This window comes from Crossiella sp. CA-258035 (assembly GCF_030064675.1).
In the GTDB taxonomy this organism is placed as follows: domain Bacteria; phylum Actinomycetota; class Actinomycetes; order Mycobacteriales; family Pseudonocardiaceae; genus Crossiella.
The window spans coordinates 7,740,327-7,763,693 of sequence record NZ_CP116413.1 but is presented as its reverse complement, the minus strand read 5'-3'; the positions used below and the strand labels follow the sequence as shown (position 1 = coordinate 7,763,693).

Genomic DNA, 23,367 nt, shown 5'->3' with positions numbered 1-23,367 from the left:
TCGATCAGGTCCGAGCCATCCGACAAGGTTGTCAGGTGGGCCTGGCGACGTGGCCGGACCCTCGGGAGGCGATCGAGAAAGATGACCACTCGAAGAGTGCGCCTGCGCACAGCCTGCGCGGCCCTGCTCGGCGTGGCGGTGACGGTGGCGGGCCTGCCGGCCGCCGCCGCACCGGCCAAGCGTGCAGCCGAGGACCTCGCGCAGTGGGTGAACCCGTTCGTCGGCACCAAACCCGGCGGCCCCGACCACGGCACCGGGGGCGGCGCTGGCAACAACTTCCCCGGCGCGGTGGCGCCCTTCGGCATGATGCAGTGGAGTCCGGACACGGTCACCCACCAGCACGGCGGCTACTACTACGACGACAACCGGATCAAGGGCTTCAGCCTGACCCACCTCTCCGGCGCGGGCTGCTCCACCTACCAGGACATCCCGATCATGCCGTTCGCCGGCGAGGTCACCACCTCACCGGCCACTGACCCCGGCCGCTACGTCTCGACCTTCTCGCACACCAACGAGAAGGCCAGTCCCGGCGTCTACTCGGTTGGCCTGGACTCCGGCCCCAAGGTCGAGCTGACCGCCACCCAGCGCACCGGCCTGGGCCGGGTCACCTTCCCCGAGGGCCGCCCCTCGACCATCCTGGTCAACTCCTCCGGTTCCATCGCCGGGGCCGACGACGCCGAGACGATCATCGGCAAGGACTCGGTGAGCGGCTGGGCCAGCAGCGGCCGGTTCTGCGGGCAGCAGCAGAACAAGTACCGGGTCTACTACCACGTCCAGTTCGACCGGCCGTTCGCCTCGGTCGGCACCTGGAAGAACGGCTCGGTCAACACCGGCCAGACCCGCGAGCGCGGCGGCTCGCAGCCCAAGGTCGACCTGGCCGCGGTGGACGCGCCCAAGGCCACCGCGAACAAGGGCAAGCGGTCCGCGCCGAAGGCGATGTCGCCGCAGGACACCGTGGTCTCCGGGCCGGGCAGCGGCGGGTTCGTCACCTTCGACCCCTTCGACGGCGACACCGTGCAGCTGCGGGTGGGCCTGTCCTTCGTCTCGATGGAGGGGGCCAGGAACAACCTGCTGGCGGAGAACACCGGCAAGTCCTTCGAGAACATCGCCGCGGAGACCCGCGCGGCCTGGAACGAGCGGCTGAACACCATCCGGGTCAGCGGCGGCACCGACGCCCAGCGCACCACCTTCTACACCGCGCTCTACCACTCCCTGGTGCAGCCCAACGTGTTCTCCGACGCCGACGGCCGCTACACCGGCTTCGACGGACGCCTGCACTCCGCCGAGCCAGGGCACGCAATCTACACCAACCTCTCCGGCTGGGACATCTACCGCTCGGAGATCCAGCTGTTGTCGGTGATCGCGCCCGCGGAGGCCTCCGACATCTCCCGGTCGATGATCGCCTTCGCCGAGCAGGGCGGGTCCTGGGACCGGTGGACGGTGGCCAACAGCTACACCGGGGTGATGGTCGGCGACCCGTACCACATCATGGTGGCCAGCTCGTACGCCTTTGGCGCCAAGGACTTCGACGCGCGCAAGGCGCTGCTGCTGATGCTGCGCGGAGCCACCCAGAAGACCCAGGGCTATGAGGAGCGGCCGGGGCTGGAGGACTACCTGAAGATCGGCTACGTGCCGCTGGGCGCGCCGAACGCCTGGGGACCGCCCGCCACCACCCTGGAGTACACCAGCGCCGACTTCGCCATCGCGGACCTCGCCAGGCGGCTCGGCGACGGGGCGACCTGGAGCACCTTCAGCAAGCGGTCGCAGTACTGGCAGAACCTGTTCAACCCGGCCACCGGCTACATCCAGGCCCGCAACCGGGACGGCTCCTACGCCGAACCGTTCAACCCCGGTGACTCCAACAACTGGGTGGAGGGCAACGCGGCCCAGTACACCTGGATGGTGCCGCACAACGCGCAGGGGCTGTTCACCGCGATGGGCGGCAACGAGAACGCGGTGAAGCGGCTGGACCACTTCTTCACCAAGCTCAACGCCGGGCCCAACGAGCCGTACGCGTTCCTGGGCAACGAGCCGATCATGCACGCACCCTGGCTGTACAACTTCGCCGGCGCCCCGCACAGGACCCAGGAGGTCACCCGGCGCGCGGTCAACGACCTGTTCGGGCCTGGCCCCAACGGGTTGATGGGCAACGACGACCTCGGGCAGATGTCCTCCTGGTACGTGTGGGCGGCGATGGGCATGTACCCGGTGATCCCCGGCCGGGCCGAGCTGGTGCTGAACAGCCCGCTGTTCCCGGAGATCACGGTGCAGCGGCCGGGTGGCAGCACCTGGACCATCAAGGCGCCTGGCGCGGCGGCGAAGAACCAGTACGTGAGCGGGGTCAAGGTCAACGGGCGGCCGGTCAACAACACCTGGCTGCCGGAGTCCTTTGTGGAGCGTGGCGGCACGGTGGAGTTCGCCTTGCAGAACACGCCGAACACGAGTTGGGGCAGCAAGCCGGAGAACGCGCCGCCGTCCTTCCGCGAGGGGGAGACCGGGGCGCGGGGCTCGGTGGAGCCAGGGCGGTTGGTGCTGCCGGCCGGTGGGTCGGCGGCGGCGGTGATCGGGGCGCAGGACTTCTCCGGCAAGGGGACCAAGGTTCGGTGGGCCACGCAGGCTCCGGCTGGGTTGAGTGTGACTCCGGCCAGTGGGGAGCTGACCGTGCCGCCCGGTGGGAAGGCCGGGGCTACCGTGACGGTGGCTGTGGCGGCGGGGACACCTGAAGGGGCGCAACGGATTCCGGTCACCTTTACCGGGCCAGGTGGCGCGAACATGTCGCCTGGGGCGTTGCAGGTGTTGGTGGCTGAGCCGAACAGTTTGCGGGCTGCCTACAACAACGCTGGGGTGTCGCCGGATGATGATCCGGCTTCGGCCAACTATGACGGGGGCGGGTGGAGCTACTCGCGGAACGCGTTGGCCGGGGCGGGGGTTCGTCCTGGTGGGACGGTCACTGTGGACGGTCTGGCGCACCAGTGGCCGGACATTCCCAAGGGGGAGGCGGACAACGCGACCATGGCGGGGCAGACGGTGAAGGTCAACGCACCGGCTGGCGCCACCAAGCTGGCCCTGTTGGGCAGTGCCACCAACGGGAAGTCGACCAGCACGCTGTCGCTGAACTACGCCGACGGCAGCGTCGAGCGGGCCGACATCGCGTTCAACGACTGGGCGGTCAACGCCTCCGCGATCGAGTTCGGCAACCGGATCGCGGCCACCATGCCCTACCGCAACAAGAACGACGGTCCGCAACAGCTGACCGTGCACCTGTTCGCGACAGCGCCGATCCCGCTGGCAGCAGGGAAACAGCTGGTCAGCGTGACCCTGCCGAACTCGGCGCAGGGCGGTTTGCTGCACGTTTTCACCGTGACAGCGGGGTAGTGGGCGTCGGGGGACTGAGCGTGCTCGGTCCCCCGATGTCAACCTACGAAGAGCCCTAACAAGACATGAATCTGTTGACTAGTTTCTTTCCTGTACCTGCTGCGGCGCGGGCCCAGAGGGCATAGACGCCCGTAGCAGCCACAGACTGCGGGCTGGGCCGGTCAACTATGGCGGCGGGATCGGCCCAGCCCGCACCTTTACATTGGCGTGCTCCGCACGCAGGATTTTTTCGCTCTTGAGTCGCCTCGTCGTGTACCCGCCGCACGCGAAGCAAGCTTCGGATGCGTCGGGCACACGACAAGGCGACGCGAAAAAATCAACCCCACCGCGGAGTCAAGAGCCCGGCGTGTCGCTGGCGCGCCACGCCTCTCTTCGCAACAAGTTGTCGCTGGGTGTCTTGTCTCGGGAAGTTTTTCGCTAGTTCTCTAGTTGCGCCAACGGTTCTCTAGCTGCACAGCACCAGGAGTGGGGTTACCACGGTGCAGCTCTTCGAGGCGGTGTTGTTGGCGGGGTTGGGGTCTGTGGGGCTCGACGATGTGAGTGTCACCGTGACCTTTTTTGCCACGCCGATGGTGAGCAGGCTCAGGGGGACTCTGAAGGTGACGTCGTCCGATGCTCCTGCTGCCAGGCTGCCGCCGCCGCAGGTGACCGTTTGGCCTGCGATGGTGCAGCCGGGGTCGGCCTGGCTGGCCGTCAAGCCCGCCGGGAGCTGGGCCTTGACGACTACGCCGGAGGCGGTGCCGGGGCCCAAGTTGGTGGCCTTGATCGTGTACTCGATGGCTGGGATCGCGACGCCCAGGATGGGGTTGGTGGACAGGCCGATCTTGATGTCCGGGCCTGCGGCGGGGGCGGCCTGGGCGGCTGGGGTGAGGATCGCGGCTAGGGCGAAGGTGCAGGCGACTGCCTTGGCGGGCAAGGAGAAGCGCATGAGATCCCTTGGGTTCGGTGTGTGTGACCGCGCCGGACCGCGGTGACGCTCTGCGTTTGGACGTGTTCACTCTGCTAGTAGGTGTGGCCGGGAACAAGGGGCCATCCGGCCTCCGTGTGGTGCCTGCGCGTGGCGGAGGGCCTAGTCCGCGAGCAGCGTCGCGACCCTGTTGACCTCGGCGGATGCCTGGCAGGAGCGCAGCACCTCGATGGCCTCTTGCCAGGTGGTGCGGGCCGTGTGCGGGTCTGGGGCGGTCAGGCCGCGGACGGTGAGGGCTTGGCCGAGGAACAGGCGCTGGCCGGTTTCCCTGGCCAGCTCGACACTTGCGGTGGCCAGTGCCGTCGCGGCGTTCCGGTCGCCCTGGGTGAGCTTGGTGTGGGCGAGTTCGGTGAGGATGGGGGACTCCATGAAGCGGAGCTGTCCGGCCCGGGCCTCGGTCAGGGCTTCCTCAGCCATGGCCAGTGCTTCGGTGGGTCGGCCGTCCTCGCGGGCGATGGTGGCCAGGTTGGTCATCGCGTGCACCCGGCCGGCCCGGAAGCCCATCTCCTCGGCGATCCGGATGGCGAGCTGGTAGTAGCCGGTGGCCACCGAGGTGTTGCCGCGCTTGCGGTGCAGCGAGGCCAGGATGCTCAGGCCGTTGGCCTCGATCCGGCGGTCGCCCAGCTCCCTGGCCAGCGCCACCGCCGAGGCGGCCAGGTGTTCGGCCACGGTGAGCTCGTCGCGGTCGCGGTGCACCGCGGCGACGCAGCTCAGGGTGGCGGCCTCGCCGACCCGGTTCTGGCGTTCGCGGTAGCCGGTCAGGGCGAGGTTCTGCTGGGCCAGTGACTCCGCGGGGCGTCCTACGGAAGACAGTGCGACGCCGAGGTACAGGCGGGCGTCGGTGTTGCCCAGGGCCACGGCCTGCTCGTGCAGGCGGATCGCCTCGGCGAACTGGCCCAGCTGCTGGTGCACCGCGCCCAGGTTGTTCAGTGCGCTGGCCTCGCCCGCCTGGTCGCCGGCTTCCCGGTACAGGACAAGGGATCTGGCCAGTTGTTCGGCCGCGGTCCTGGCCTGGCCGAGGCGGTGGTGGGCCAGGCCGAGACCGTCCAGCGCGGCGGCCTGACCGCGCGGGTCGCGCAGGGACCGGTACAGCTCCAGGGCCTTCCGCTGGTGCTCGGCGGCGGCGCGGAAGCCGCCCAGCCTGGTCTGGAACTGGCCGAGCAGCGCGTGCATCCCTGCCTGCGCCTGGCGGTCGTGCGCCGCGGTGGCCGCGGCCAGCCCGGCCTCGGCGGTGGCCACCGCCTCGCCGCCGCAGCCGCGGGCGCCGAAGTAGCCGCGCAGCGCGTCCGCGATCCGCCAGGCGTACTGCGGCAGGCCCCGTTCGGCCGCACTGGTCGCGGCCGCCACCATGGTCGGCCGTTCACTGTCCACAATGGACTGCTCTTCGGTGGCGGCGTGGATGAGGAACTCGTAGACCCGGCAGCGGGCCGCGTGCAGCTCCGTCGGCTGTTCGGTGTGCTCGGCGCGGTCCAGGGCGTACTCGCGCAGCAGGTCGTGGCACTGGAACCGGCCGGGAGTGCCGGGCTGCACCAGGTTCGCCGCGCTGAGCTGGTCCAGCAGCAGGGCGGTCTCCGGCAGCGGGTGCTCGGCCACGGCGGCGGCCAGGTGCAGGCCGAAGTCCGGGCCGGGCAGCAGGCCGAGCAGGCGGAACAGCCGCTGCGCCAACGGGTCCAGGGTCTGGTAGGAGAGGTCGAACGCGGCGTGCACGGCGGCCTCGCTGTCGCCCTCCACCGACAGCGCGTCCAGCCGGTTGCCCGCGCGCAGGTCGGTGACGTAGCGGGTCAGGTCGCGGTGCGGACGCCCGGCGAAGTTGGCCCCGGCGATGCGCAGCGCCAGCGGCAGCCGGGCGCACAGTGCGGCCAGCTCCAGCGCGGCGCCCGGTTCGCGGTGCACCAGGTCCGCGCCGAGCACGTCGCCGAGCAGGGCCACCGCCTCCGCCGAGGGCAGCACGTCCACCGTCAGCGTCGGCGCGCCCAGCGCGCGCAGGCTGTCCCTGCTGGTGACCAGCGCCGCACTGCCGGGGGTGTCCGGCAGCAGCGGCCGGACCTCCGCCGCGCCCGCGGTGTTGTCCAGCACCACCAGCACCCGCTTGCCGGACAACGCCTTGCGGTACAACGCGATCTGCTCGTCCAGCGCCGCGGGCACGTGGTCCGGGCGCACGCCCAGCGCGCGCAACAGCCGGGCCAGTGCCTCGGTCGGCGGCATCGGCGGGCTGGTCGCGTAGCCGCGCAGGTTCACGTACAGCTGCCCGTCCGGGAACCGCCCGCGCGCGCCGTGCGCCCACTGCACCGCCACCGTCGTCTTGCCCACCCCCGGCGGACCGGCCAGGGCCGCCACCACCGCGGCCGGGCCCGGCACCAGCAGCGCGTCCAGCCGGTCCAGCAGCTCGGCGCGACCGACAAAACCGTTGGCGCCCGGCGGCAGTTGGCAGACCCCGGCCGGGCGGGGCGTGTCGATGGCCCGGTCCTGGCTGGAGGGCGCGCCGCTGAGGATGGACTGGTGCAGCGCGCGCAGCTCGGCGTCCAGGCCGCCGCGGAACAACCCGTGCGCGAGCCGGTAGGTCTCCAGCGCCTCCGCCTGCCGCCCGGCCCGGTACAGCGCGAGCATCAGCTGGTGCCAGAACCGGGGCCTGGTCGGATGATCCTTGGTCAGCGAGGTCAGCTCGCCGACCAGCTCGTGGTGCGCGCCCAGCCGCAGGTCCAGCTCGATCCGGCGCTCCAGGGTGTCCAGCAGCTCCCGCTCCAGCCGCGGCGCGAGCTCCTGCCGCACCCAGTCGAAGCGCAGGTCGGCCAGTGGCGCGCCACGCCAGAGCGCCAGCGCGTGGTGCAGCAGCGCGGCGGCCTGCTCGTCGGTCTGGCCCGCCCGCCCGGCCTCGGCGACCAGCGCGCGGAACCGGTGCAGGTCCACCAGCTGCGGATCCACCACCAGCTGGTACCCGGGCGGCCGGGTGAGCAGCTCGACGCCGGACTCCTCGGCCAGCACCTTGCGCAGCGCGGCGATCAGCCCGTGCACCGCGTTGCGCGCCGAGGCCGGCGGCGATGCGTCCCACAGCGCCTTGACCAGCCGGTCCACCGGCACCACCCGACCGGCGTCGACCAGCAGCAGGCCGAGCAGCGCGCGGCGGCGGGGCGGACCGGGCGGCAGCGCCGTCCCGTCCCGCCATGCCTCCACCGACCCGAGCACGCCGAACCGCACGGGGTCAATGTCGCATCCCGCCCCGGCGGACGCCACGTTCGGCTAGCTTCTCCGGGGTGGCCGCCGAGATCGTCATCGAGGACCTTGCCGTGGGCCAGGCCCTGCTCGGCGTCTCCTGGCAGGTCGGTCCGGGGGAACGGTTCGCGGTCTACGGCGCGGGGGATCCGCTGGCCGAGCTGCTGGCCGGACTCCGCCGCCCCGACCGGGGCACGGTGCGCGTGGACGGCGGGATCGCCCTGGCCGCCGCGGAACCGGCCCTGTTCGACCGCCTCACCTGCCGGGAACAGCTCGCCGCCTTCGCCGCCCTGCACCGCCGCGAGCCGCCGGAGCTGCTGGCCGCGGTGGGCCTCGCCGCCCTCGCCGACCACCGCGAGGACCGGCTCAGCCCGGCGCACCGCCGCCGCCTCGGCCTGGCCTGCGCCCTGGTCGCCGAACCCGCCGCGCTGGTGCTGGACGCCGGTCCCGGCGAGCTGTGGCCGGTGCTGGCGACCCTGCCGCAGACCGTGCTGTTCACCACCGACGACCCGGCCGAGGCCACCCGCGCCGACCGGGTCGCGCTGCTCGGGCACGGCCGCCTGCTCACCGTGGACCGCCCGGCCGACCTGGTGGCCGCCCTGGACGCCGAACGCCGCCTGCTGGACCCCACGGCGTCCCCGGCCACCCTCGCCGACGTGCTCCGCCACCTGGGCGGCCGGGAGGCCATCCCATGACCGCCACCCCCGCCGTCCTCGGCCCGCTCGTCCTGGCCGCCGCGCGCGACCTGCTCCGCCACCGCGTCCTGCTCTTCTTCACCTTCTTCGCCCCGCTGGCCTACCTGAGCGCCTTCGCCCTGCTGTTCAGCTCCGCGGGCCCAGGCCCGCTCCAGGCCACCGCCCCCGGCGTGCTCGGCTGGACCATCGCCAGCTCCGCCGCGCTCGGTGCCGCGGTCCCGCTGGCCGCCTGGCGGCGCTCCGGGCTGCTCCGCCAGATCCGGCGCAGCCCGGCAGGCTGGCCAACGGTGCTGCTGGCCCGGCTGCTCGCCCTGCTCGGGCACACCGCCTGGCAGGTCGCGGCGCAGCTGGCGATCGCGGTGGCGCTGGGCCTGCGGCCGGTGCGCTGGTGGCCGCTGCCGCTGTACCTGGTGGCGGGCACGCTTGTCTTCGCCGCGCTCGGACTACTCGTGGGAGCGCTCACCGCCACCGCGGAGCAGGCCGCCGCGGTGACCATGTTGATCCTCATCCCGATGGGCGCGACCAGTGGCACCTTCGTCACCGACGCCCCGGCCTGGGTGCACTCGGCGGTCGCGGTGCTGCCGATGCGGGTGCAGCGCAACGGGTTGCTCAGCGCGCTCAGCGAGACCGGGGCGGTCTGGCCGGTGGCGGTGCTGCTCGGTTTCGCCGCCGTGTTCGGCGCGCTCGCGCTACTGCGGTGCCGGCTCAGCCCTTGACCGCGCCGCCGGAGAGGCCTTCCACGATGTAGCGCTGGGCGAAGGCGAACAGGATCATCGAGGGCACCAGCGAGACCACGGTGGCCGCCGACATCGAACCCCAGTCGATGTCGTACTGGGTGATGAAGGAGTTCATCGCCACCGGGATGGTCTTGGCCTCCTCGTCGTCGATGAACATGATCGCCAGGAACAGCTCGTTCCAGCACTGGATGAAGGCGAAGACGAAGGTGGCCGCGATGCCCGGCAGCATCACCGGCACCACCACCCGGAACAGCGCCTGCAACCGCCCGCAGCCGTCGATCATGGCCGCTTCCTCGATGGCCACCGGGATCCGCTCGAAGAACCCGCGCAACATGATGGTGCAGAACGGGATCAGCATCGCCACGTACACCAGCACCAGTCCTGGCAACCGGTTCAGCAGTTCCAGGGAGTTCAGCAGCAGGTACAGCGGGCCCAGCGCGATGAACAGCGGGATCATCTGCGTGACCAGGAAGGCCAGCATCACCTGCCCGCGCCCGCGGAAGGTGAACCGGGCCAGCACGTACCCGGCGAGCAGCCCGATCAGCAGCACGATCGCGGCCGCGGCCAGCGAGACCAGCAGGCTGTTGGCGATGTAGGTGCCGAAGCTGGCGAAGCCGAACAGCCGCTCGTAGTTGGCCAGTGTCGGCGAGCCGGGCAGGTAGGTCAGCGGCAGGGTGAAGATGTCGCCCTGCGGCTTCAGCGAGGTGACCACGATCCAGTACAGCGGGAAAATCGTGACCACCAGCCACACGCCGAGCACGGCGAAGCGGGCGAAGGCTGCTGCGCGCATCAGAAGTCCCTGCTCTTTTCCAGCCTGGTCGCGGCCAGGTAGAAGACCGTGAACGCGAACAGCAGCACCAGCACGATCAGCCCGACCGCGGAGGCCTGCCCGTAGTCCTGGGCGCCGATGATCTTGTTGATCATGTAGGTGGTGATGATGTGCGTCTTGCCCGCCGGGCCGCCGTCGGTCATCGCGTAGATGATGTCCGGGAAGTTCAGGATCCAGATCACCCGCAGCAGCACCACCAGCACCAGGGTGGGCCGGATGAACGGGATCACCACCCGCAGCAGCGCCTGGGTGTAGCTCGCGCCGTCCAGCCGGGCCGCCTCGTGCAGCTCCTGCGGCACCGACTGCAGGGCAGCCAAGATCATGATCGAGAAGAACGTGACGCCGTACCAGATGTTGGCGATGATCTGCCCGGTCTGCGCCCACCCCGGACTGGCCAGGAAGGCGATCGGCGCGTCCACCACGCCCAGCCGCAGCAGCAGGTCGTTGACCACGCCGAACTCGGCGTTGAACATCCACCGCCAGACCAGCCCGATCAGGAACCCGGACATGGCCCAGGGGAAGAACACCAGCGCCTGGTAGAGCCCCCGGCCGCGGAAAGCCTTCTGCAGCAACAGGGCCAGCGCGAAACCGAGCACGAACTGGCCGGTGAGGGAGAACAGCACCCAGATGCCGGTGTTGGTCAGCGCGGTCCAGAACCCGGGCTCGGCCAGGACCTTCTCGAAGTTGCCCCAGCCGATGAAGTCGGTGTTGGACAGGTCGAACAGGGTGTAGTTCTGGAAGGAGATGACCCCGCCGCGGATCATCGGGTAGTAGGTGAACAGCCCGACCAGCAGCAGCGCGGGCGCCAGGCAGGCGGTGATGAACAGCCCACGGTTGCGGCGCAGCACGAAGGACGGGCGCGGGGCGGTCTCGGTCCTCACGCGCCACCGGCCTTCTTCTGCTCCGCCCAGAACTCGTCCCAGGAACCCAGCACCTCGGCCACCGACTTCTCCCCGACCAGCAGCGACTGCACGTCGATGTCGGCCTGCTTCTGCCAGCGACCCCAGCCCGGGTACTGGATCGGCCGCTCGACCACCACCTGCGCGGGGTCTCCTGCCATGTCCAGGTAGGCCTTGAACGCGCCGGTGGTGAACTGCGGGTCACTGGCCGCCGCGGTGTGCACCGGGATCAGCGAGTGCTCCTTGGCCCAGCGCAGGCCCTGTTCGGCCGAGCTGAGGAACTCCAGCAGCTTCACCGCCGCGTCCCGGTTGCGGCTGAACGAGGTCACGCCCCAGCCCGCGTAACCGGTGGGCTGCAACGCGAGTCCGCCGGGCCCCTTGGGAATCGGCAGCGTGGTCCACGATCCCTTGGGCAGCCCGGTGGCCCGCTCGGTCGTCTTGATCACCTCGGGGTCCTGGATGAGCAGTGAGGTCACCCCGGAGGTGAAGCCCTGCACCATCTCCGGGTAGCTCCAGCCCAGCGAGCCCGGCGGCGACCCGGTCTTGAACAGCGTGCGGAATGCCTCCATCGCGGTGGCCGCCTCCGGCGCGGCGAAGATCGTGCCGCCGTCCCTGCGCCAGAACCCCTGCGCCGGATCGACCTTCGGCCCGACGTAGGCGGAGATGATGGACACCGCGTAGTGGAAGGTGCCCGCCCCGCCGCGGAAGGAGTAGCCGAACCGGTTCTTGCCCGGCTCGGTCAGCTTCACTGCCGCGTCGATCAGCTCCGGCCAGCTCGTCGGCGGCGCGATTCCCTTCTCCGCCAACCGATCTGTCCGCGCGAACAGGGTGTTCTGGAAGAACCCGTACGGCACCAGGTACGGCTTGCCGCCCACCGAGGCCGCCTTCTGCCGGGCCAGCGGCGTCAGTTCCTGCCAGCCCGGCCAGCCCGCGACGTAGGGGGAGAGGTCGAGCAGGCTGTCGTTGTTGACGAACTGCTTGACCGTGTAGTCCCGCACCTCCACCAGGTCCACGTCGTTCTTGGCGCTGAGCACCTGCGCGATCTTCTGGTCCGCGCTCTGCAACGGCGGCGAGATCAGCCGCACGTCGACGTCCGGGTTGGCCGCCTCGAAGGCGGTGATCATGTCCCGCAGCAACGCGGTCCGCTCCGGACTGGTCAGGCTCTGGATCACCCGCAGCGTGGTTCCGCCACCCGTGCCGCAGCCGGTGAGCACGGCGGTCAGCAGGGTCAGGGCCACCAGCCCGAACGCGGCGGATCGTGGTCTGCGCATGCCACCCCCGGGGGCGTGTCAACGTTGTCAACACTGGCTGAGTCCGGCGAACGTAGCCGAGCCCCCGAGCCGCTGTCCAGGGTCATTAGCCGTGCGGTTGGGGCGGCAGCGACAGCCAGTCCTGGCTGGCCCTGCCGAACTGCAGCAGGATCGCGGGCGCCACCACCAGCAGCGGCCACAACCCGACGCACATGATCGCGCCCAGCACGGTCAACGGGATCCGGGTCCACCCCGCCCCGCCGCGCAGCAGCAGGCCGAAGACCAGGATGAGCACGCCGACCACCGCCATGACCAAGCTGATCGGGTTGCCCGCGAACCGAGGGGAGCCGTACTGGTAGAGGCCGGCGAGCGCCAGCACCACGCCGAGCACGATCCACAGCACCGAGGCGATGGTCAGCGGCCGCGGCCGGGACACCAAGCGAGACATGGGCGCAGCATGGCGGTCCGGCCGAGGGCGTGCGCGCCGCCGACCGGAAGCTGCCACCCGGACCCGGGCTAGCCCAGCTGCTCGAACGCCGCGGCCAGGTCGGCCACCAGGGTCTCGCCGTCCTCCAGGCCCACCGACAGCCGGACCAGGCCGACCGGGATGCCCATGGTGGCCCGCACCGACTCCTCCACGGTCACCGCGGGCGCGTTCACCAGGCTCTCGTAGCCGCCCCAGGACACGCCGATCCTGAAGTGCCGCAACGCGTCCACCCACCGCTCCACCAGCGCGGGGTCCTCGGTGTCCAGCTCGAAGGCCAACAGACCCGAGAAGCCGGCCAGCTGCCGCCTGGCCAGCTCGTGGTCCGGGTGCGAGGGCAGCCCCGGGTAGCGCACCGTGCGCACCCTCGGGTGCGACTCCAGGAACTCGGCCACCCGCAGCGCCCGCTCCCCGTGCGCGGCCATCCGCACCCCGAGCGTGCGTAAGCCCTTGACCGCCTTGGCCGCGTCGTGCGGGGACATCGCCGCGCCGTAGAGCTGGTACTCGGTCAGCGCCAGCGGCCGCACCAGCTCGGCCGAACCGCAGACCACGCCGCCGACCAGGTCGCTGTGCCCGCCGATGTACTTCGACAGCGAGTGCAGCACCAGGTCCACGCCCATGGTGATCGGCTTCTGGTACAGCGGGGTGGCCCAGGTGTTGTCCATGATGGTGGTGGCGCCGTGCGCGCGGGCCAGCTCGACCACCGCGGCGATGTCCTGCACCCGGAAGGCCATGAAGGTCGGCGACTCGAAGTACACCACCGAGGTCTCCGGCCGGATCAGCTCGCGGGCCTGTGCCAGGTCGGCGGCGTGCGTGTGGGTGACGCCGAACTTGCCCAGGTAGCGCAGGAAGCTCGTGGTCGGCCCGTAGATCGCGCCCACCGCCAGCACGTGGTCGCCCGCGGCCACCCTGGAGGACAGGGTCGCCGAGATCGCGCCCATGCCGGAGCCGAAGCACTTCGCTCGCTCGGCCCGCTCCAGCGCGGCAAGCTTGTCCTGCAACAGCGCCACGGTCGGGTTGGTGCCGCGCCAGTAGACGAAGTTCTCGTCCTCGGCGCGCAGCGCCTTCCCGAGCGCGGCGGCGTTCGGGAAGGTGAAGAGCGAGTTCTCGTAGACCGGCGGGTGCACCGCGCCGAGGAAGTGCTGGGCATCCTCACCCAACCGGGTGCAGATCCAGTCGTCGCTGTACACATCGGACACGAACGCGAAGGCTACTCCTGGGGAGGGGTGAGGCGATGACGGTGGAGTTCCGCCTGTTCGGCGCGGTGGAGGCCACCTGGGCGGGGCGCGCGCTGGCACTGGGGCACGCGCGGCAGCGCAGCGTGCTCGCGGTGCTGCTGACCGAGGCCAACCGGCCGGTGCCGGCCGCGGTGCTGCTGGACCGGGTGTGGGGGCAGCGGCTGCCGGACACCGCGCGGCACACCCTGGGCAGCTACCTGTCCCGGCTGCGCCGCACCCTCGCGCCCACCGGCGTGACCCTGACCCGCGGCAACGGCGGCTACACGCTGAGCGTGCCGGAGTCCGCGGTGGACCTGCACCGCTTCCGCGCGCTGTGCGCCAGGGCCCGCACCGCGCCGGAACCGTTGCCACTGCTGGTCGAGGCCCTCGCGCTGTGGCGCGGCGAGCCCTTCGCCGACCTGGACGCGCCCGGCCTGGAACCGCTGCGCACCGCGCTGGCCCAGGAACGCCACACCGCCGAGCTCGACCGCGACGAGCTGCTGCTGGCCGAGGGCAGGCACGCCGAACTGCTGCCCGAGCTGACCACCGCCGCGGCCGCCGCCCCGCTGGATGAGCGCCGCGCCGGCCAGTTGATGCTCGCGCTGTGCCGCCTCGGCCGCCAGGCGGACGCGCTGGCCCGCTACACCGAGCTGCGCGCCCGGCTGGCCGAGGAGCTCGGCATCGACCCCGGCCCCCGGCTGCGCGAGCTGTACCAGCGCATCCTCACCGCCGACCCCGGCCTCACCCCGCCCACCGACACCACCCCGGCCCAGCTGCCCGCCGCGCCGAGGCTGTTCACCGGCCGTGCCGCCGAGCTGGCCGGGCTGGGGGTGGCCGGGACCAGCGTGGTGAGCGGGATCGGCGGCATCGGCAAGACCTCGCTGGTGCTGCACTGGGCGCACGCCAACCTGGCCGCCTTCCCGGACGGGCAGCTCTACGTGGACCTGCGCGGCTTCGACCCGGCCAGTCCGCCGATGCCGCCTGCGGTGGCGCTGCGCGGTTTCCTGGACGCGCTCGGCGTGCTGCCCGCCGCGGTCCCGGTGGACGAGCACGCGCAGGCCGCGCTGTACCGGAGCCTGGTCACCGGCCGCAGGTTGCTGGTGGTGCTGGACAACGCCCGCGACTCCGAACAGGTGCTGCCCCTGCTGCCGGGCAGCCCGTCCTGCACCGTGGTGATCACCAGCAGGCACCGGCTGGACGGCCTGCTGGCCACCCACGGCGCCCGCCCGGTCCCGCTGGACGCCCTCGCCGACCCCGACGCCCGCGACCTGCTCGCCCGGTACCTCGGCGAGGCCAGGCTGGCCGCCGAACCCGAGGCGGTCACCGCGCTGCTGGACCGCTGCGCCCGGCTGCCGCTGGCCCTGGGCATCGTGGCCGCCCGCGCCGCCACCCATCCCGGCTTCCCGCTCGCCGCGCTGGCCGAGGAACTGCGCGAGGACCGCCTGACCGCGCTGGACTCCGGCGAGCTGACCGCCAGCCTGCGCGCCGTCTTCGCCACCACCTACCAGGCGCTGACCCCCGAAGCGGCCACCCTCGCCTGCCTGATCGCGCACGCCCCCGGACCGGACCTCAGCCGCCCCGCGCTGCTGGCGATGGCGGCGGACCCCCAGCCCGCCGCCACCGCACCCCAGCACGCCACCCGCGCCCTGCTCCGCGAGCTCACCGCCCTGCACCTGGTCCAGGAGCACGCCCCGGCCCGCTACCGCATGCACGACCTGGTCCGCCTGCACGCCACCGAACGCGCCGCCCCCGACGAACCCGCGCTGCGCCGCCTGCTGGCCCACTACCTGCACGCCGAGGACCTGGCCGTGGAGTGGCCGAACCTGTTCGCCGCCACCGAGCTGGCCGCCCAGCGCGACTGGCTGCCCGAGCTGACCGCGCTGTCCGCCCGGCTCTCCCGCCACCTCGACGAACGCGGCCACTACGACGCCGCCCTCGCCCTGCACACCCTGCTGCTGCGCACCGGCCACGCCGAGCTGGCAGGCCCCGCGCACATCGGCATCGGCCTGACCCACTGGCGCCGCGGCGACTTCGAACCGGCGATCACCAGCTTCACCCGCGCCCTGGCGGTCGGCCGCCGCCGCGCCGACGACCTGGTCACCGGGCAGGCGCTCAACGGCCTCGGCCTGGCCCACTGGCGGCTGGGCCAGAGCGACACCGCGCTGGCCCGGCACACCGAGGCGCTGGCCCTGGGCCGGGCCGCGGGCATCCCGCACGTGGAGGGCTACGCGCTGGTCGGCATCGGCTTCGCCGCCCAGTGGCTCGGCGACTACCCGTCCGCGCTCAGCCACCACCGGATGGCGGTCACGGTGGCCGACTCCACCGGCGACGCGGACCTGGAATGCCACGCCCGCAACGGCATCGGCATCGCCAGCGTCGGCCTGGACCGGCTGGCGGAGGCGATCGCGCAGCACGAGCAGGCGCTGGCGCTGGCCCGCGGGCGGGAGAACCGGTACGCCCAGGCGCACAGCCTGACCTGCCTCGGCCTGGCCCGGCACCGGGCGGGTGACCGGGCAGGCGCGCTGGCCCCGCTGCGGCAGGGCCTGGCCACCGCGCTGGAGATCGGCGACGGGTACCAGCAGGCCCGCACCCACCAGCTGCTCGCCGCCCTGCACCAGGACCGCGGCGAGCCGGACCAGGCGGGCCACCACGAGCGCTCGGTGCGGGAGCTGCGCGCCCGGCTCGACCTGCCGGACGCGGTGCACGCGATGTTCCCGCCCGCCAAGTGACGAGCCGGGCCCTGCCGTTGCGCAGGGCCCGGTCCCGGGTGGGCGAACGCCCCCTCGACCCCCTCGACGTCCGTTCGCCACACGGCCTCCACCGTGCCCGCGCACCCCTGCGGAAAGCCTGCGCGTTCCTGGAACTCCCAGCTCACGCTCGTTGGCACCGCCCGCCGACCGGGTGACCGCGATCACCAACCACACTGGAGAGCGGACATTTCACCCGAGGGAGGGAGCGGCGTGTTCGCTACGCCCACAGCGCGTTTCCGTGCGGTAGCCATCGCCGAGGCGTTTTCCTGGGCCGGCCTGCTGGTCGGCATGTTCTTCAAGTACGTCATGGTCTTCAACGACCTGGGCGTGAAGATCTTCGGCCCGGTGCACGGAGTGATCTTCGTGCTCTACCTGTTCGTGGTGCTCATGGTGCGTGAGCCGCTGAACTGGGACGGGCGCACCACGACCTGGGCGCTGATCGCGAGCGTGCCGCCGTTCGGCACCATCGTCTTCGAGCGCTGGGTGAACAAGCGGACGGCGGCCGCGGTCACTCCGTGAAGTCGCCGGTGGCCAGCCGGACCTTGGCCAGCAGGGCGGTGAGCTGGACCGTCTCCGGTCCGCTCAGCCCCTGCAGGCCGAACCCGGCCTCCACCACCGCCTCGGTGGCCACCTTCATCCGGTCCCGGCCGGCGTCGGTGATCGCCACCAGGGTGGTGCGGCGGTCGGTCGGGTGCGGCTCGCGCTGCACCAGGCCGTCGCTCTCCAGCCGGTCGACGATGTTGGTCACGCTGGTCGGGTGCAGCTGCAGCCGCTCGCCCATCACCCGCATCGGCAGGCTGCCCCGCCGGGAGAAGGTCAGCAGCACCAGCGCCTCGTACCTGGCGAAGGTCAGGCGGTGCGGCTTGAGAGAGGCGTCCACCGCCGACTGCACGATCTGCTGAACCCGCATCAGGCTGGTCACCGCGGCCATCGTCTCCGAAGGCCCGATGCGCTGGGTCCAGGATTCGGCGGCCCGCGCGATCGGGTCGAATGGGAGTGGATGGCCGGTCATGACTTCTGAAACTAGCAGTGCGTACTCAGCGGTAGCAGCCTGAGATGGATCTTTTTTCACACCGTGGAACCCAGGGAGGCCCAGCCGATGCTCGTCGCGTTCAGTGTCAGCCCGTCCGGTGGTGAGGGCGGTGGCGTCAGCGAGGCGGTCGCCGCCGCGGTCAAGGTGGTCCGGGAATCGGGGCTGCCCAACGAAACCTCGTCCATGTTCACCACCATCGAGGGTTCCTGGGACGAGGTGATGGACGTGGTCAAGCGCGCGGTGGAGGCGGTGGCCGCCTACGGACCCCGGGTCTCGCTGGTGCTCAAGGCCGACATCCGGCCCGGCTTCACCGGCCAGCTCACCGCGAAGGTCGAACGGGTCGAGGCCCACCTGACCGAGGGCTGACCCGCTGGTCGGCCATGGTCGGTCGTCCTACTATTGGACTGCCGACCACGGTCTGGAGGCGCGGATGGACATCGGAGCCGGACGTGAGCGCTGGGTGCACCGCTACGCGGACGCACAGCGGAAGGGCCAGGTCAGGGATGCTGACTTCAGCACCCTGTCCGGCCTTGAGGTGGACCCGGTGTACGGGCCCCGCCCAGGCGATCAGGTGGCGGGCTTCGAGCGGATCGGCTGGCCAGGGGAGTACCCGTTCACCCGCGGCCTGTACCCGACCGGCTACCGCGGCCGGGAGTGGACCATCCGGCAGTTCGCCGGGTTCGGCAACGCCAGGCAGACCAACGAGCGCTACCGGATGATCCTGCGCAGGGGCGGCGGCGGGCTGTCGGTGGCCTTCGACATGCCCACCCTGATGGGCCGGGACTCCGACGACCCGCGCAGCCTCGGCGAGGTCGGGCACTGCGGGGTGGCCATCGACTCCGCCGCCGACATGGACATCCTGTTCGAGGGCATCCCGCTGGAGCAGGTCACCACCTCGATGACCATCTCCGGGCCCGCGGTGCCGATGTTCTGCATGTACCTGGTCGCCGCCGAGCGTCAGGGCGCGGACCTCGGGCGGCTCAACGGGACCCTGCAGACCGACATCTACAAGGAGTACATCGCGCAGAAGGAGTGGCTGTTCGCGCCCGAACCGCACCTGCGGCTCATCGGCGACCTGATGGCCTACTGCGCGGAGCACATCCCGGCCTACAAGCCGCTGTCGGTCTCCGGCTACCACATCCGCGAGGCTGGCTCGACCGCCGCGCAGGAGCTGGCCTTCACCCTCGCCGACGGCTTCGGCTACGTGGAGCTGGGCCTGTCCCGGGGGCTGGACATCGAGAAGTTCGCGCCGGGGCTGAGCTTCTTCTTCGACGCGCACATCGACTTCTTCGAGGAGATCGCCAAGTTCCGCGCCGCCCGCCGGATCTGGGCCCGCTGGCTGCGCGAGGTCTACGGGGCCAAGACGGACAAGGCGCAGTGGCTGCGCTTCCACACCCAGACCGCGGGGGTGTCGCTGACCGCGCAGCAGCCGGACAACAACATCGTGCGCACCGCGATCGAGGCGCTGTCCGCGGTGCTCGGCGGCACGAACTCCTTGCACACCAACGCGCTGGACGAGGTGCTCGCGCTGCCCAGCGAGCGGGCCGCGCAGATCGCGCTGAGCACCCAGCAGGTGATCATGGCCGAGACCGGGGTGACCAACGTGGCCGACCCGCTCGGCGGCTCCTGGTACGTGGAGGCGCTCACCGACCGGCTGGAGGCCGAGGCCGAGCGCGTCTTCCAGCGGATCAAGGACCTGGCCGCGCTCGCCGTGCCCTCCGGCAACCACCCGATCGGCGAGATGACCTCGGGCATCCTGCGCGGCATCGAGGACGGCTACTTCACCGGCGAGATCGCCGACGCCGCCTTCGAGTACCAGCAGGCGCTGGAGAAGGGTGACAAGAAAATGGTCGGGGTCAACGTGCACACCGACGTCACCGCGGATTCTCTGGAGATTTTGCGGGTTAGTCACCAGGTTGAAATCGAACAGAGACAAACGCTGGCCGAACGCCGCGCCCAGCGCGACCGGTCAGCCGTTGATGGGACGCTTGCCGAACTCCGCGCGGTCGCCAGAGGCGAGGGCAGCCTGATCGAACCGATGCTCGCCGCGGCCCGCGCCGAGGCCACTCTCGGCGAAATCTGCGACGTGCTCCGCGAGGAATGGGGCACCTATACCGAGCCCGCCCGCTTCTGATCAGGGCCATTACCGCGTCACTTCCACCTCCTGGAAGCTCCTTGTAGTCGGGGCGTCACCCCCGGCTTAATGGAGGCATGCCTCCTCGCACAGCAGATCCGGTAGCGCTCGCCTACCAGGCGGTGGTCGACCACATCTCGGCCGAGGACTTCGCCTGTCTCGGCGCTCGGGCGGCGCTGCGCAAGAACGCCATTACGCACCACCACTACGGGGATTTCGGTGACGTGTCCGAAATCGCAGCTCTACATCACGACCTGGTCACTTACGCGAAGGAGACGAAGTTCAGCAACAAGAGCTTCGCCAGCTTCCTGGCCACCTTCGACGAACTGGAGTGTCCCAGCGAGCAGCACTTCGAACGGCTGCTGTGGGGACAGTTGCAGGCGCTGCACGACTACGACGTGGCCCAGGGCACGCGCTGGTACCGCCTGTACAGCAGCGACCCTGGTAGCAGCGACTTCGCCTACTGCGTCGGCGGGCACCCGTTCTTCGTCATCGGCATGCACCCCAACGCCTCCCGGCCGGGCCGCCGGTTCCCCCGGCCCGCGGTGGTGTTCAACTCCCACGTGCAGTTCAATGCGCTGCGTGAGAAGTTCTTCACCATGCGTGAGCGGATCCGCGAGCGCGAGATGGAGTTCCACGGGTCGGTCAACCCCAGCTTCCTGGCCTACGAGGACGAGTCCAGGCATTACGGGGGCCGTTTTACCGAGCCCGACTGGGTGTGTCCGTTCACCCCAAGGGTGACTGGCAAAACTGCCGGTTCTGTCAGTCTGCCCAAGAAGCTGCCCCCGCAGGAGTGACAACCGTCATAGTGCCGACCGTACACAATTCCATCCCGGCACAGGTCCAGTCATTCCGGCCAGTAATCCACTCCCGCCCCTGAACTCCTCTCGCGAAGGCATGGAAAAGCGTCGCACATGACCAACCGCACCCGGCCGATTTCGATTCCCCGGGTGCGGTTCGCATTTTCCGGAAACCCACACCCCGACCGCCGCGAATTGCCGCTCAGTGCCCTTTCATCGCCCTGCGGCGAGCGGCCGAACCGCGACCCGGCCCCGCCGCCGCCAACCCGGATCGCCGGGCGGGCGGCGCGACATACCCGGGTCGTGTCAGGATGGAAACCGTGACAAGGCCCGATCCTCGTAAGACCGCCGCACTGTCCGCCGCGCTCGCCGGAGCGGTGGACCTGTCCGCGCTCAAGGCCAGGGCCGACGCGGCAGCCCGTCAGCCGGCCGGCCCCGCCCAGTCCGAGCCCGGCGCCCCCGCGGCCGCCGGTGGCGGCGGTGGCGAGTGGGTCATCGACGTCACCGAGGCCGACTTCCAGGCCAAGGTGGTCGAGCGCTCACTCCAGATCCCGGTCGTGGTCGACCTGTGGGCCACCTGGTGCGGCCCGTGCAAGCAGCTGTCCCCGGTGCTGGAACGCCTGGCCGAGGCCAGCGGCGGCACCTGGCTGCTGGCCAAGGTTGACGTGGACACCAACCCGCGGATCGCCCAGCTCTTCGGCGTCCAGTCGGTACCCACAGTGGTCGCGATCGCCGGCGGCCAGCCCGTGGACGCCTTCGCCGGAGCACTGCCCGAGCCGCAGATCCGCGAGTGGCTGACCACCCTGATCGACGCCCTGCGCGACCGCCTGCCCGGCATCGCCGCCGCCGAGGCCAACCGAGGCGCCGCCGCCGAGCAGCCGGAAGAAGAGGAGCCGGAAGACCCGCGCTTCGTCGCCGCCGAAGAGGCCTTCGACCAGGGCGACTACGCCGCAGCCGAGGCCGCCTACCAGGAGATCCTCACCGCGGAGCCGGCCAACGAGATGGCCAAGGCCGCCCTCGCCCAGGTCCGCTTCACCGCCCGCGCCGAGTCGGCGGACCCGTCCGCCATCGCCAAGGCCGACGCCACCCCCGACGACCTGGACGCCCAGCTCGCCGCCGCCGACGCCGAACTGGCCGCCTCCCAGGTCGAAGAGGCATTCACCCGCCTGATCAACGCGGTCCGCCGCACCGCGGGCGAAGACCGAGACCGAGCCCGCAAACACCTCGTCGACCTGTTCGAGCTCTTCGACCCAGCCGACGACCGAGTGATGAAGGCCCGCCGAAACCTGGCCAGCGCCCTGTTCTGACCCAGCGGACATCCCCCGGGAGCCACCACACGGCCCACCCGGGGGATTCCCACGCCCAGCCCAGCCGCCCCGCCAGCCCAACCTCGACTGGCCTCCGCCCGCGGCCGTAGCCCAGCCTGGCCCGAATCCGTTCTGGCCGCAGCTTCCGCCCAACCCGGCCCACCCCAGCTCGGCCCAGCACCAGCCGAGGCCCGGCGGCAGTCCATCCCCAGCTCAGCCCCGGCCCGGCCCAGCCCCAGCCCGGCCCGGTCCTTACCTGGCTCGGCCTGCCCCGCTCAGGCTCCGAAGTCCTCGACACACGACGAGTTGCCCTCCATGAACCCGATCCGGAACGCCTCGATCCGCGCGAACCCGGACGGCACATGCGTCCCGTTCACATCCGCCGCGATCAGGCTCTTCCCGGACAGCAGCTCGGCCACCGCCTCGTCCAGGTCCCCCGCCGAGATCCGGATGGTCCCCACCGGGTTGCGTCCCCCGCTGGGCCGTTCCAGCAACGCCCCGGCCCAGGAGCCGACCAGGCAGGCGGTGCGCAGCCCGGCGTTGGTGTCGCTGAGCGGGAACCCGGTCGCCTTCTGCACCGAGAGCACATACCGCGACGCCACCTCGGCGAAGGCCGCGAAGTCTCCGATCGCCATGCCCTTCTTCGCCCCGCGCTGCGGCGCCGCGCCGATCTGGGCGAGCTGCTCCACTTCCAGGCTGATCGAGTTGGTCGCCGGGCAGTAGGAGGCAGGCTGGGTCACCTTGCCGTCCGGGCAGCTCACCGATCCGTTGAGCACGTCGGGCGGCTGCGCCCCGGACTCCTTGAACACCAGCTTGAGGTTCTCCACGATGGTCAGCAGGTTCTCCGCCGTGATCGGCAGGTTCCCGCGGAAGCCGTCCGTCGCCTTGAACGGCAGCTCGGTGATCCGCCGCTGGATCTCCGCCGGATCGATCTGCGCGCACCGCACCGGCCCCTGGCTGAACCCGAACTGGAAGGCCGACACCCGGTCGAAGGCGTTGCCGTGCGCGTTCTTGTTGGTGAAGGAGGAGCCGACCTGGTCCCGCAGCGAAAACATCGTCTGCAACACGTTGTTCAGGCCCTCGCCGGTGGACACCACGAAGTGCGCGGTCTTGCCGTCAGCCATGTGCTTGAAGAAGGCCCCGGTGAAGCAGTCGGCCTGCTGCTCACTGACGATCGTCGGCGTCCCCGGCTTCGCCAGCCCCGCCCGCTGCGACACGGCGTGCCCGATCTCGTGCGCCAACACGGTCACCACGGCCAACTCGCCGAACCGATCAGCCAGCTGGGGCAGCAACTGCCCCCGGTCCCACGCGATGGTGTCTTCGGACGGACAGAAGAACGCGTTCACCAGCTCTTTGGTGTTGGTCCGGCACAGCTGGAGGTTCGCCCCGTCCGAGTCATAGGAGACGTACCGCGACACCGCCTGGAACGGCTTGCCGAAGTCCTTCGGAAACCGCTCGATCCAGTAGTCCTGGACATCGGCGACCGCGTTGCGCGCCAACGTGTCCATCGGCCCACTGTCACTGTTGTCCACCTGGATGGTGGCCGCCGGCGCACCACTCCGGGCCCCACTGTGCCCCTCGGTGACCGGCAACCCAGCCACCTTCCCGGGATCAAGAACGGCCCCAGCCCGCTTGGCCTCCCCACCAACCTTGACGGCGCACCCACCAACAAGCGCCACC

General features: G+C 71.0%; 18 protein-coding genes. 9 read left to right on the top strand and 9 right to left on the bottom strand.

Going from position 1 to position 23,367, the window contains the following annotated elements; genetic code table 11:
- The first annotated feature begins 81 nt into the window (after positions 1-81).
- On the top strand, positions 82-3,375 hold the full coding sequence (locus N8J89_RS34890) for a GH92 family glycosyl hydrolase (protein ID WP_283661204.1): 3,294 nt from the start codon (positions 82-84) through the stop codon (positions 3,373-3,375).
- A gap of 445 nt (positions 3,376-3,820) precedes the next feature.
- On the opposite strand, the gene N8J89_RS34885 is transcribed toward N8J89_RS34890, so the two are convergent.
- Both N8J89_RS34885 and N8J89_RS34880 read right to left on the bottom strand, forming a co-directional pair.
- Positions 3,821-4,303, bottom strand: coding sequence for a DUF11 domain-containing protein (locus N8J89_RS34885; RefSeq protein WP_283661203.1), 483 nt, complete (start codon positions 4,301-4,303; stop codon positions 3,821-3,823).
- A gap of 141 nt (positions 4,304-4,444) precedes the next feature.
- Complete coding sequence (locus N8J89_RS34880) at positions 4,445-7,537, bottom strand: AfsR/SARP family transcriptional regulator (RefSeq protein ID WP_283661202.1); 3,093 nt, start codon at positions 7,535-7,537, stop codon at positions 4,445-4,447.
- A 56-nt stretch (positions 7,538-7,593) separates the two neighbouring features.
- Here N8J89_RS34880 and N8J89_RS34875 point away from each other — a divergent pair, with 56 nt between their 5' ends.
- Positions 7,594-8,247: an ATP-binding cassette domain-containing protein gene (locus N8J89_RS34875; protein WP_283661201.1), complete on the top strand. Its 654-nt coding sequence runs from the start codon at positions 7,594-7,596 to the stop codon at positions 8,245-8,247.
- Positions 8,244-8,963, top strand: coding sequence for an ABC transporter permease (locus N8J89_RS34870; protein ID WP_283661200.1), 720 nt, complete (start codon positions 8,244-8,246; stop codon positions 8,961-8,963). The genes N8J89_RS34875 and N8J89_RS34870 overlap by 4 nt, the downstream gene beginning before the upstream one ends.
- Here the strand turns inward: N8J89_RS34870 and N8J89_RS34865 are convergent.
- From N8J89_RS34865 to N8J89_RS34845, 5 genes are all read right to left on the bottom strand, one after another.
- Entirely contained in the window at positions 8,953-9,774 is an 822-nt protein-coding gene (locus N8J89_RS34865) for a carbohydrate ABC transporter permease (RefSeq protein WP_283661199.1), read from the bottom strand. The two genes, N8J89_RS34870 and N8J89_RS34865, sit on opposite strands and share 11 nt — an antisense overlap.
- Entirely contained in the window at positions 9,774-10,694 is a 921-nt protein-coding gene (locus N8J89_RS34860; RefSeq protein WP_283661198.1) for a carbohydrate ABC transporter permease, read from the bottom strand. Before N8J89_RS34860 ends, N8J89_RS34865 begins: the two co-directional genes overlap by 1 nt.
- Entirely contained in the window at positions 10,691-11,983 is a 1,293-nt protein-coding gene (locus tag N8J89_RS34855) for an ABC transporter substrate-binding protein (RefSeq protein WP_283661197.1), read from the bottom strand. Before N8J89_RS34855 ends, N8J89_RS34860 begins: the two co-directional genes overlap by 4 nt.
- Before the next feature lie 85 nt (positions 11,984-12,068).
- Positions 12,069-12,410 carry a hypothetical protein gene (locus N8J89_RS34850; RefSeq protein WP_283661196.1) on the bottom strand — a complete coding sequence of 114 codons (342 nt, stop codon included), beginning with the start codon at positions 12,408-12,410 and terminating at the stop codon, positions 12,069-12,071.
- Between the two features lie 68 nt (positions 12,411-12,478).
- Positions 12,479-13,645, bottom strand: coding sequence for a trans-sulfuration enzyme family protein (locus tag N8J89_RS34845; RefSeq protein ID WP_283661195.1), 1,167 nt, complete (start codon positions 13,643-13,645; stop codon positions 12,479-12,481).
- A gap of 35 nt (positions 13,646-13,680) precedes the next feature.
- Here N8J89_RS34845 and N8J89_RS34840 point away from each other — a divergent pair, with 35 nt between their 5' ends.
- The gene (locus N8J89_RS34840; RefSeq protein WP_283661194.1) at positions 13,681-16,392 is read left to right on the top strand and encodes an AfsR/SARP family transcriptional regulator; all 2,712 of its coding nucleotides are present in this window, start codon (positions 13,681-13,683) and stop codon (positions 16,390-16,392) included.
- Between the two features lie 231 nt (positions 16,393-16,623).
- On the top strand, positions 16,624-16,932 hold the full coding sequence (locus N8J89_RS34835) for a DUF3817 domain-containing protein (protein WP_252484009.1): 309 nt from the start codon (positions 16,624-16,626) through the stop codon (positions 16,930-16,932).
- Here N8J89_RS34835 and N8J89_RS34830 read toward each other — a convergent pair.
- Entirely contained in the window at positions 16,922-17,425 is a 504-nt protein-coding gene (locus N8J89_RS34830; protein WP_252484008.1) for a MarR family winged helix-turn-helix transcriptional regulator, read from the bottom strand. The two genes, N8J89_RS34835 and N8J89_RS34830, sit on opposite strands and share 11 nt — an antisense overlap.
- Before the next feature lie 87 nt (positions 17,426-17,512).
- Between N8J89_RS34830 and N8J89_RS34825 the strand changes: the two genes are divergently transcribed.
- The 4 genes from N8J89_RS34825 (at position 17,513) to N8J89_RS34810 (ending at position 21,687) form a co-directional block, all read left to right on the top strand.
- A complete protein-coding gene (locus N8J89_RS34825) occupies positions 17,513-17,812 on the top strand; it encodes an MTH1187 family thiamine-binding protein (protein WP_283661193.1) in 300 nt (99 codons plus the stop codon).
- Between the two features lie 64 nt (positions 17,813-17,876).
- A complete protein-coding gene (icmA, locus tag N8J89_RS34820) occupies positions 17,877-19,580 on the top strand; it encodes a coenzyme B12-dependent isobutyryl-CoA mutase large subunit (protein WP_283661192.1) in 1,704 nt (567 codons plus the stop codon).
- A gap of 122 nt (positions 19,581-19,702) precedes the next feature.
- Positions 19,703-20,377, top strand: a complete 675-nt coding sequence (gene gntA / locus N8J89_RS34815; RefSeq protein WP_283661191.1) for a guanitoxin biosynthesis heme-dependent pre-guanitoxin N-hydroxylase GntA — start codon at positions 19,703-19,705, stop codon at positions 20,375-20,377.
- Positions 20,378-20,691: 314 nt separating this feature from the next.
- Positions 20,692-21,687, top strand: coding sequence for a tetratricopeptide repeat protein (locus tag N8J89_RS34810; RefSeq protein ID WP_283661190.1), 996 nt, complete (start codon positions 20,692-20,694; stop codon positions 21,685-21,687).
- Positions 21,688-21,962: 275 nt separating this feature from the next.
- On the opposite strand, the gene N8J89_RS34805 is transcribed toward N8J89_RS34810, so the two are convergent.
- Complete coding sequence (locus N8J89_RS34805) at positions 21,963-23,366, bottom strand: neutral zinc metallopeptidase (protein ID WP_283666327.1); 1,404 nt, start codon at positions 23,364-23,366, stop codon at positions 21,963-21,965.
- Position 23,367 lies beyond the last annotated feature (1 nt).

Excerpts from the sequence above, each read along its gene's own strand:
- N8J89_RS34890 (WP_283661204.1), top strand. The coding sequence starts at position 82 with ATGACCACTCGAAGAGTGCGCCTGCGCACAGCCTGCGCGGCCCTGCTC.
- N8J89_RS34885 (WP_283661203.1), bottom strand. The coding sequence starts at position 4,303 with ATGCGCTTCTCCTTGCCCGCCAAGGCAGTCGCCTGCACCTTCGCCCTA.
- N8J89_RS34870 (WP_283661200.1), top strand. The coding sequence starts at position 8,244 with ATGACCGCCACCCCCGCCGTCCTCGGCCCGCTCGTCCTGGCCGCCGCG.
- N8J89_RS34865 (WP_283661199.1), bottom strand. The coding sequence starts at position 9,774 with ATGCGCGCAGCAGCCTTCGCCCGCTTCGCCGTGCTCGGCGTGTGGCTG.
- N8J89_RS34855 (WP_283661197.1), bottom strand. The coding sequence starts at position 11,983 with ATGCGCAGACCACGATCCGCCGCGTTCGGGCTGGTGGCCCTGACCCTG.
- N8J89_RS34850 (WP_283661196.1), bottom strand. The coding sequence starts at position 12,410 with ATGTCTCGCTTGGTGTCCCGGCCGCGGCCGCTGACCATCGCCTCGGTG.
- N8J89_RS34840 (WP_283661194.1), top strand. The coding sequence starts at position 13,681 with ATGACGGTGGAGTTCCGCCTGTTCGGCGCGGTGGAGGCCACCTGGGCG.
- N8J89_RS34830 (WP_252484008.1), bottom strand. The coding sequence starts at position 17,425 with ATGACCGGCCATCCACTCCCATTCGACCCGATCGCGCGGGCCGCCGAA.
- N8J89_RS34825 (WP_283661193.1), top strand. The coding sequence starts at position 17,513 with ATGCTCGTCGCGTTCAGTGTCAGCCCGTCCGGTGGTGAGGGCGGTGGC.
- icmA (WP_283661192.1), top strand. The coding sequence starts at position 17,877 with ATGGACATCGGAGCCGGACGTGAGCGCTGGGTGCACCGCTACGCGGAC.
- N8J89_RS34810 (WP_283661190.1), top strand. The coding sequence starts at position 20,692 with ATGGAAACCGTGACAAGGCCCGATCCTCGTAAGACCGCCGCACTGTCC.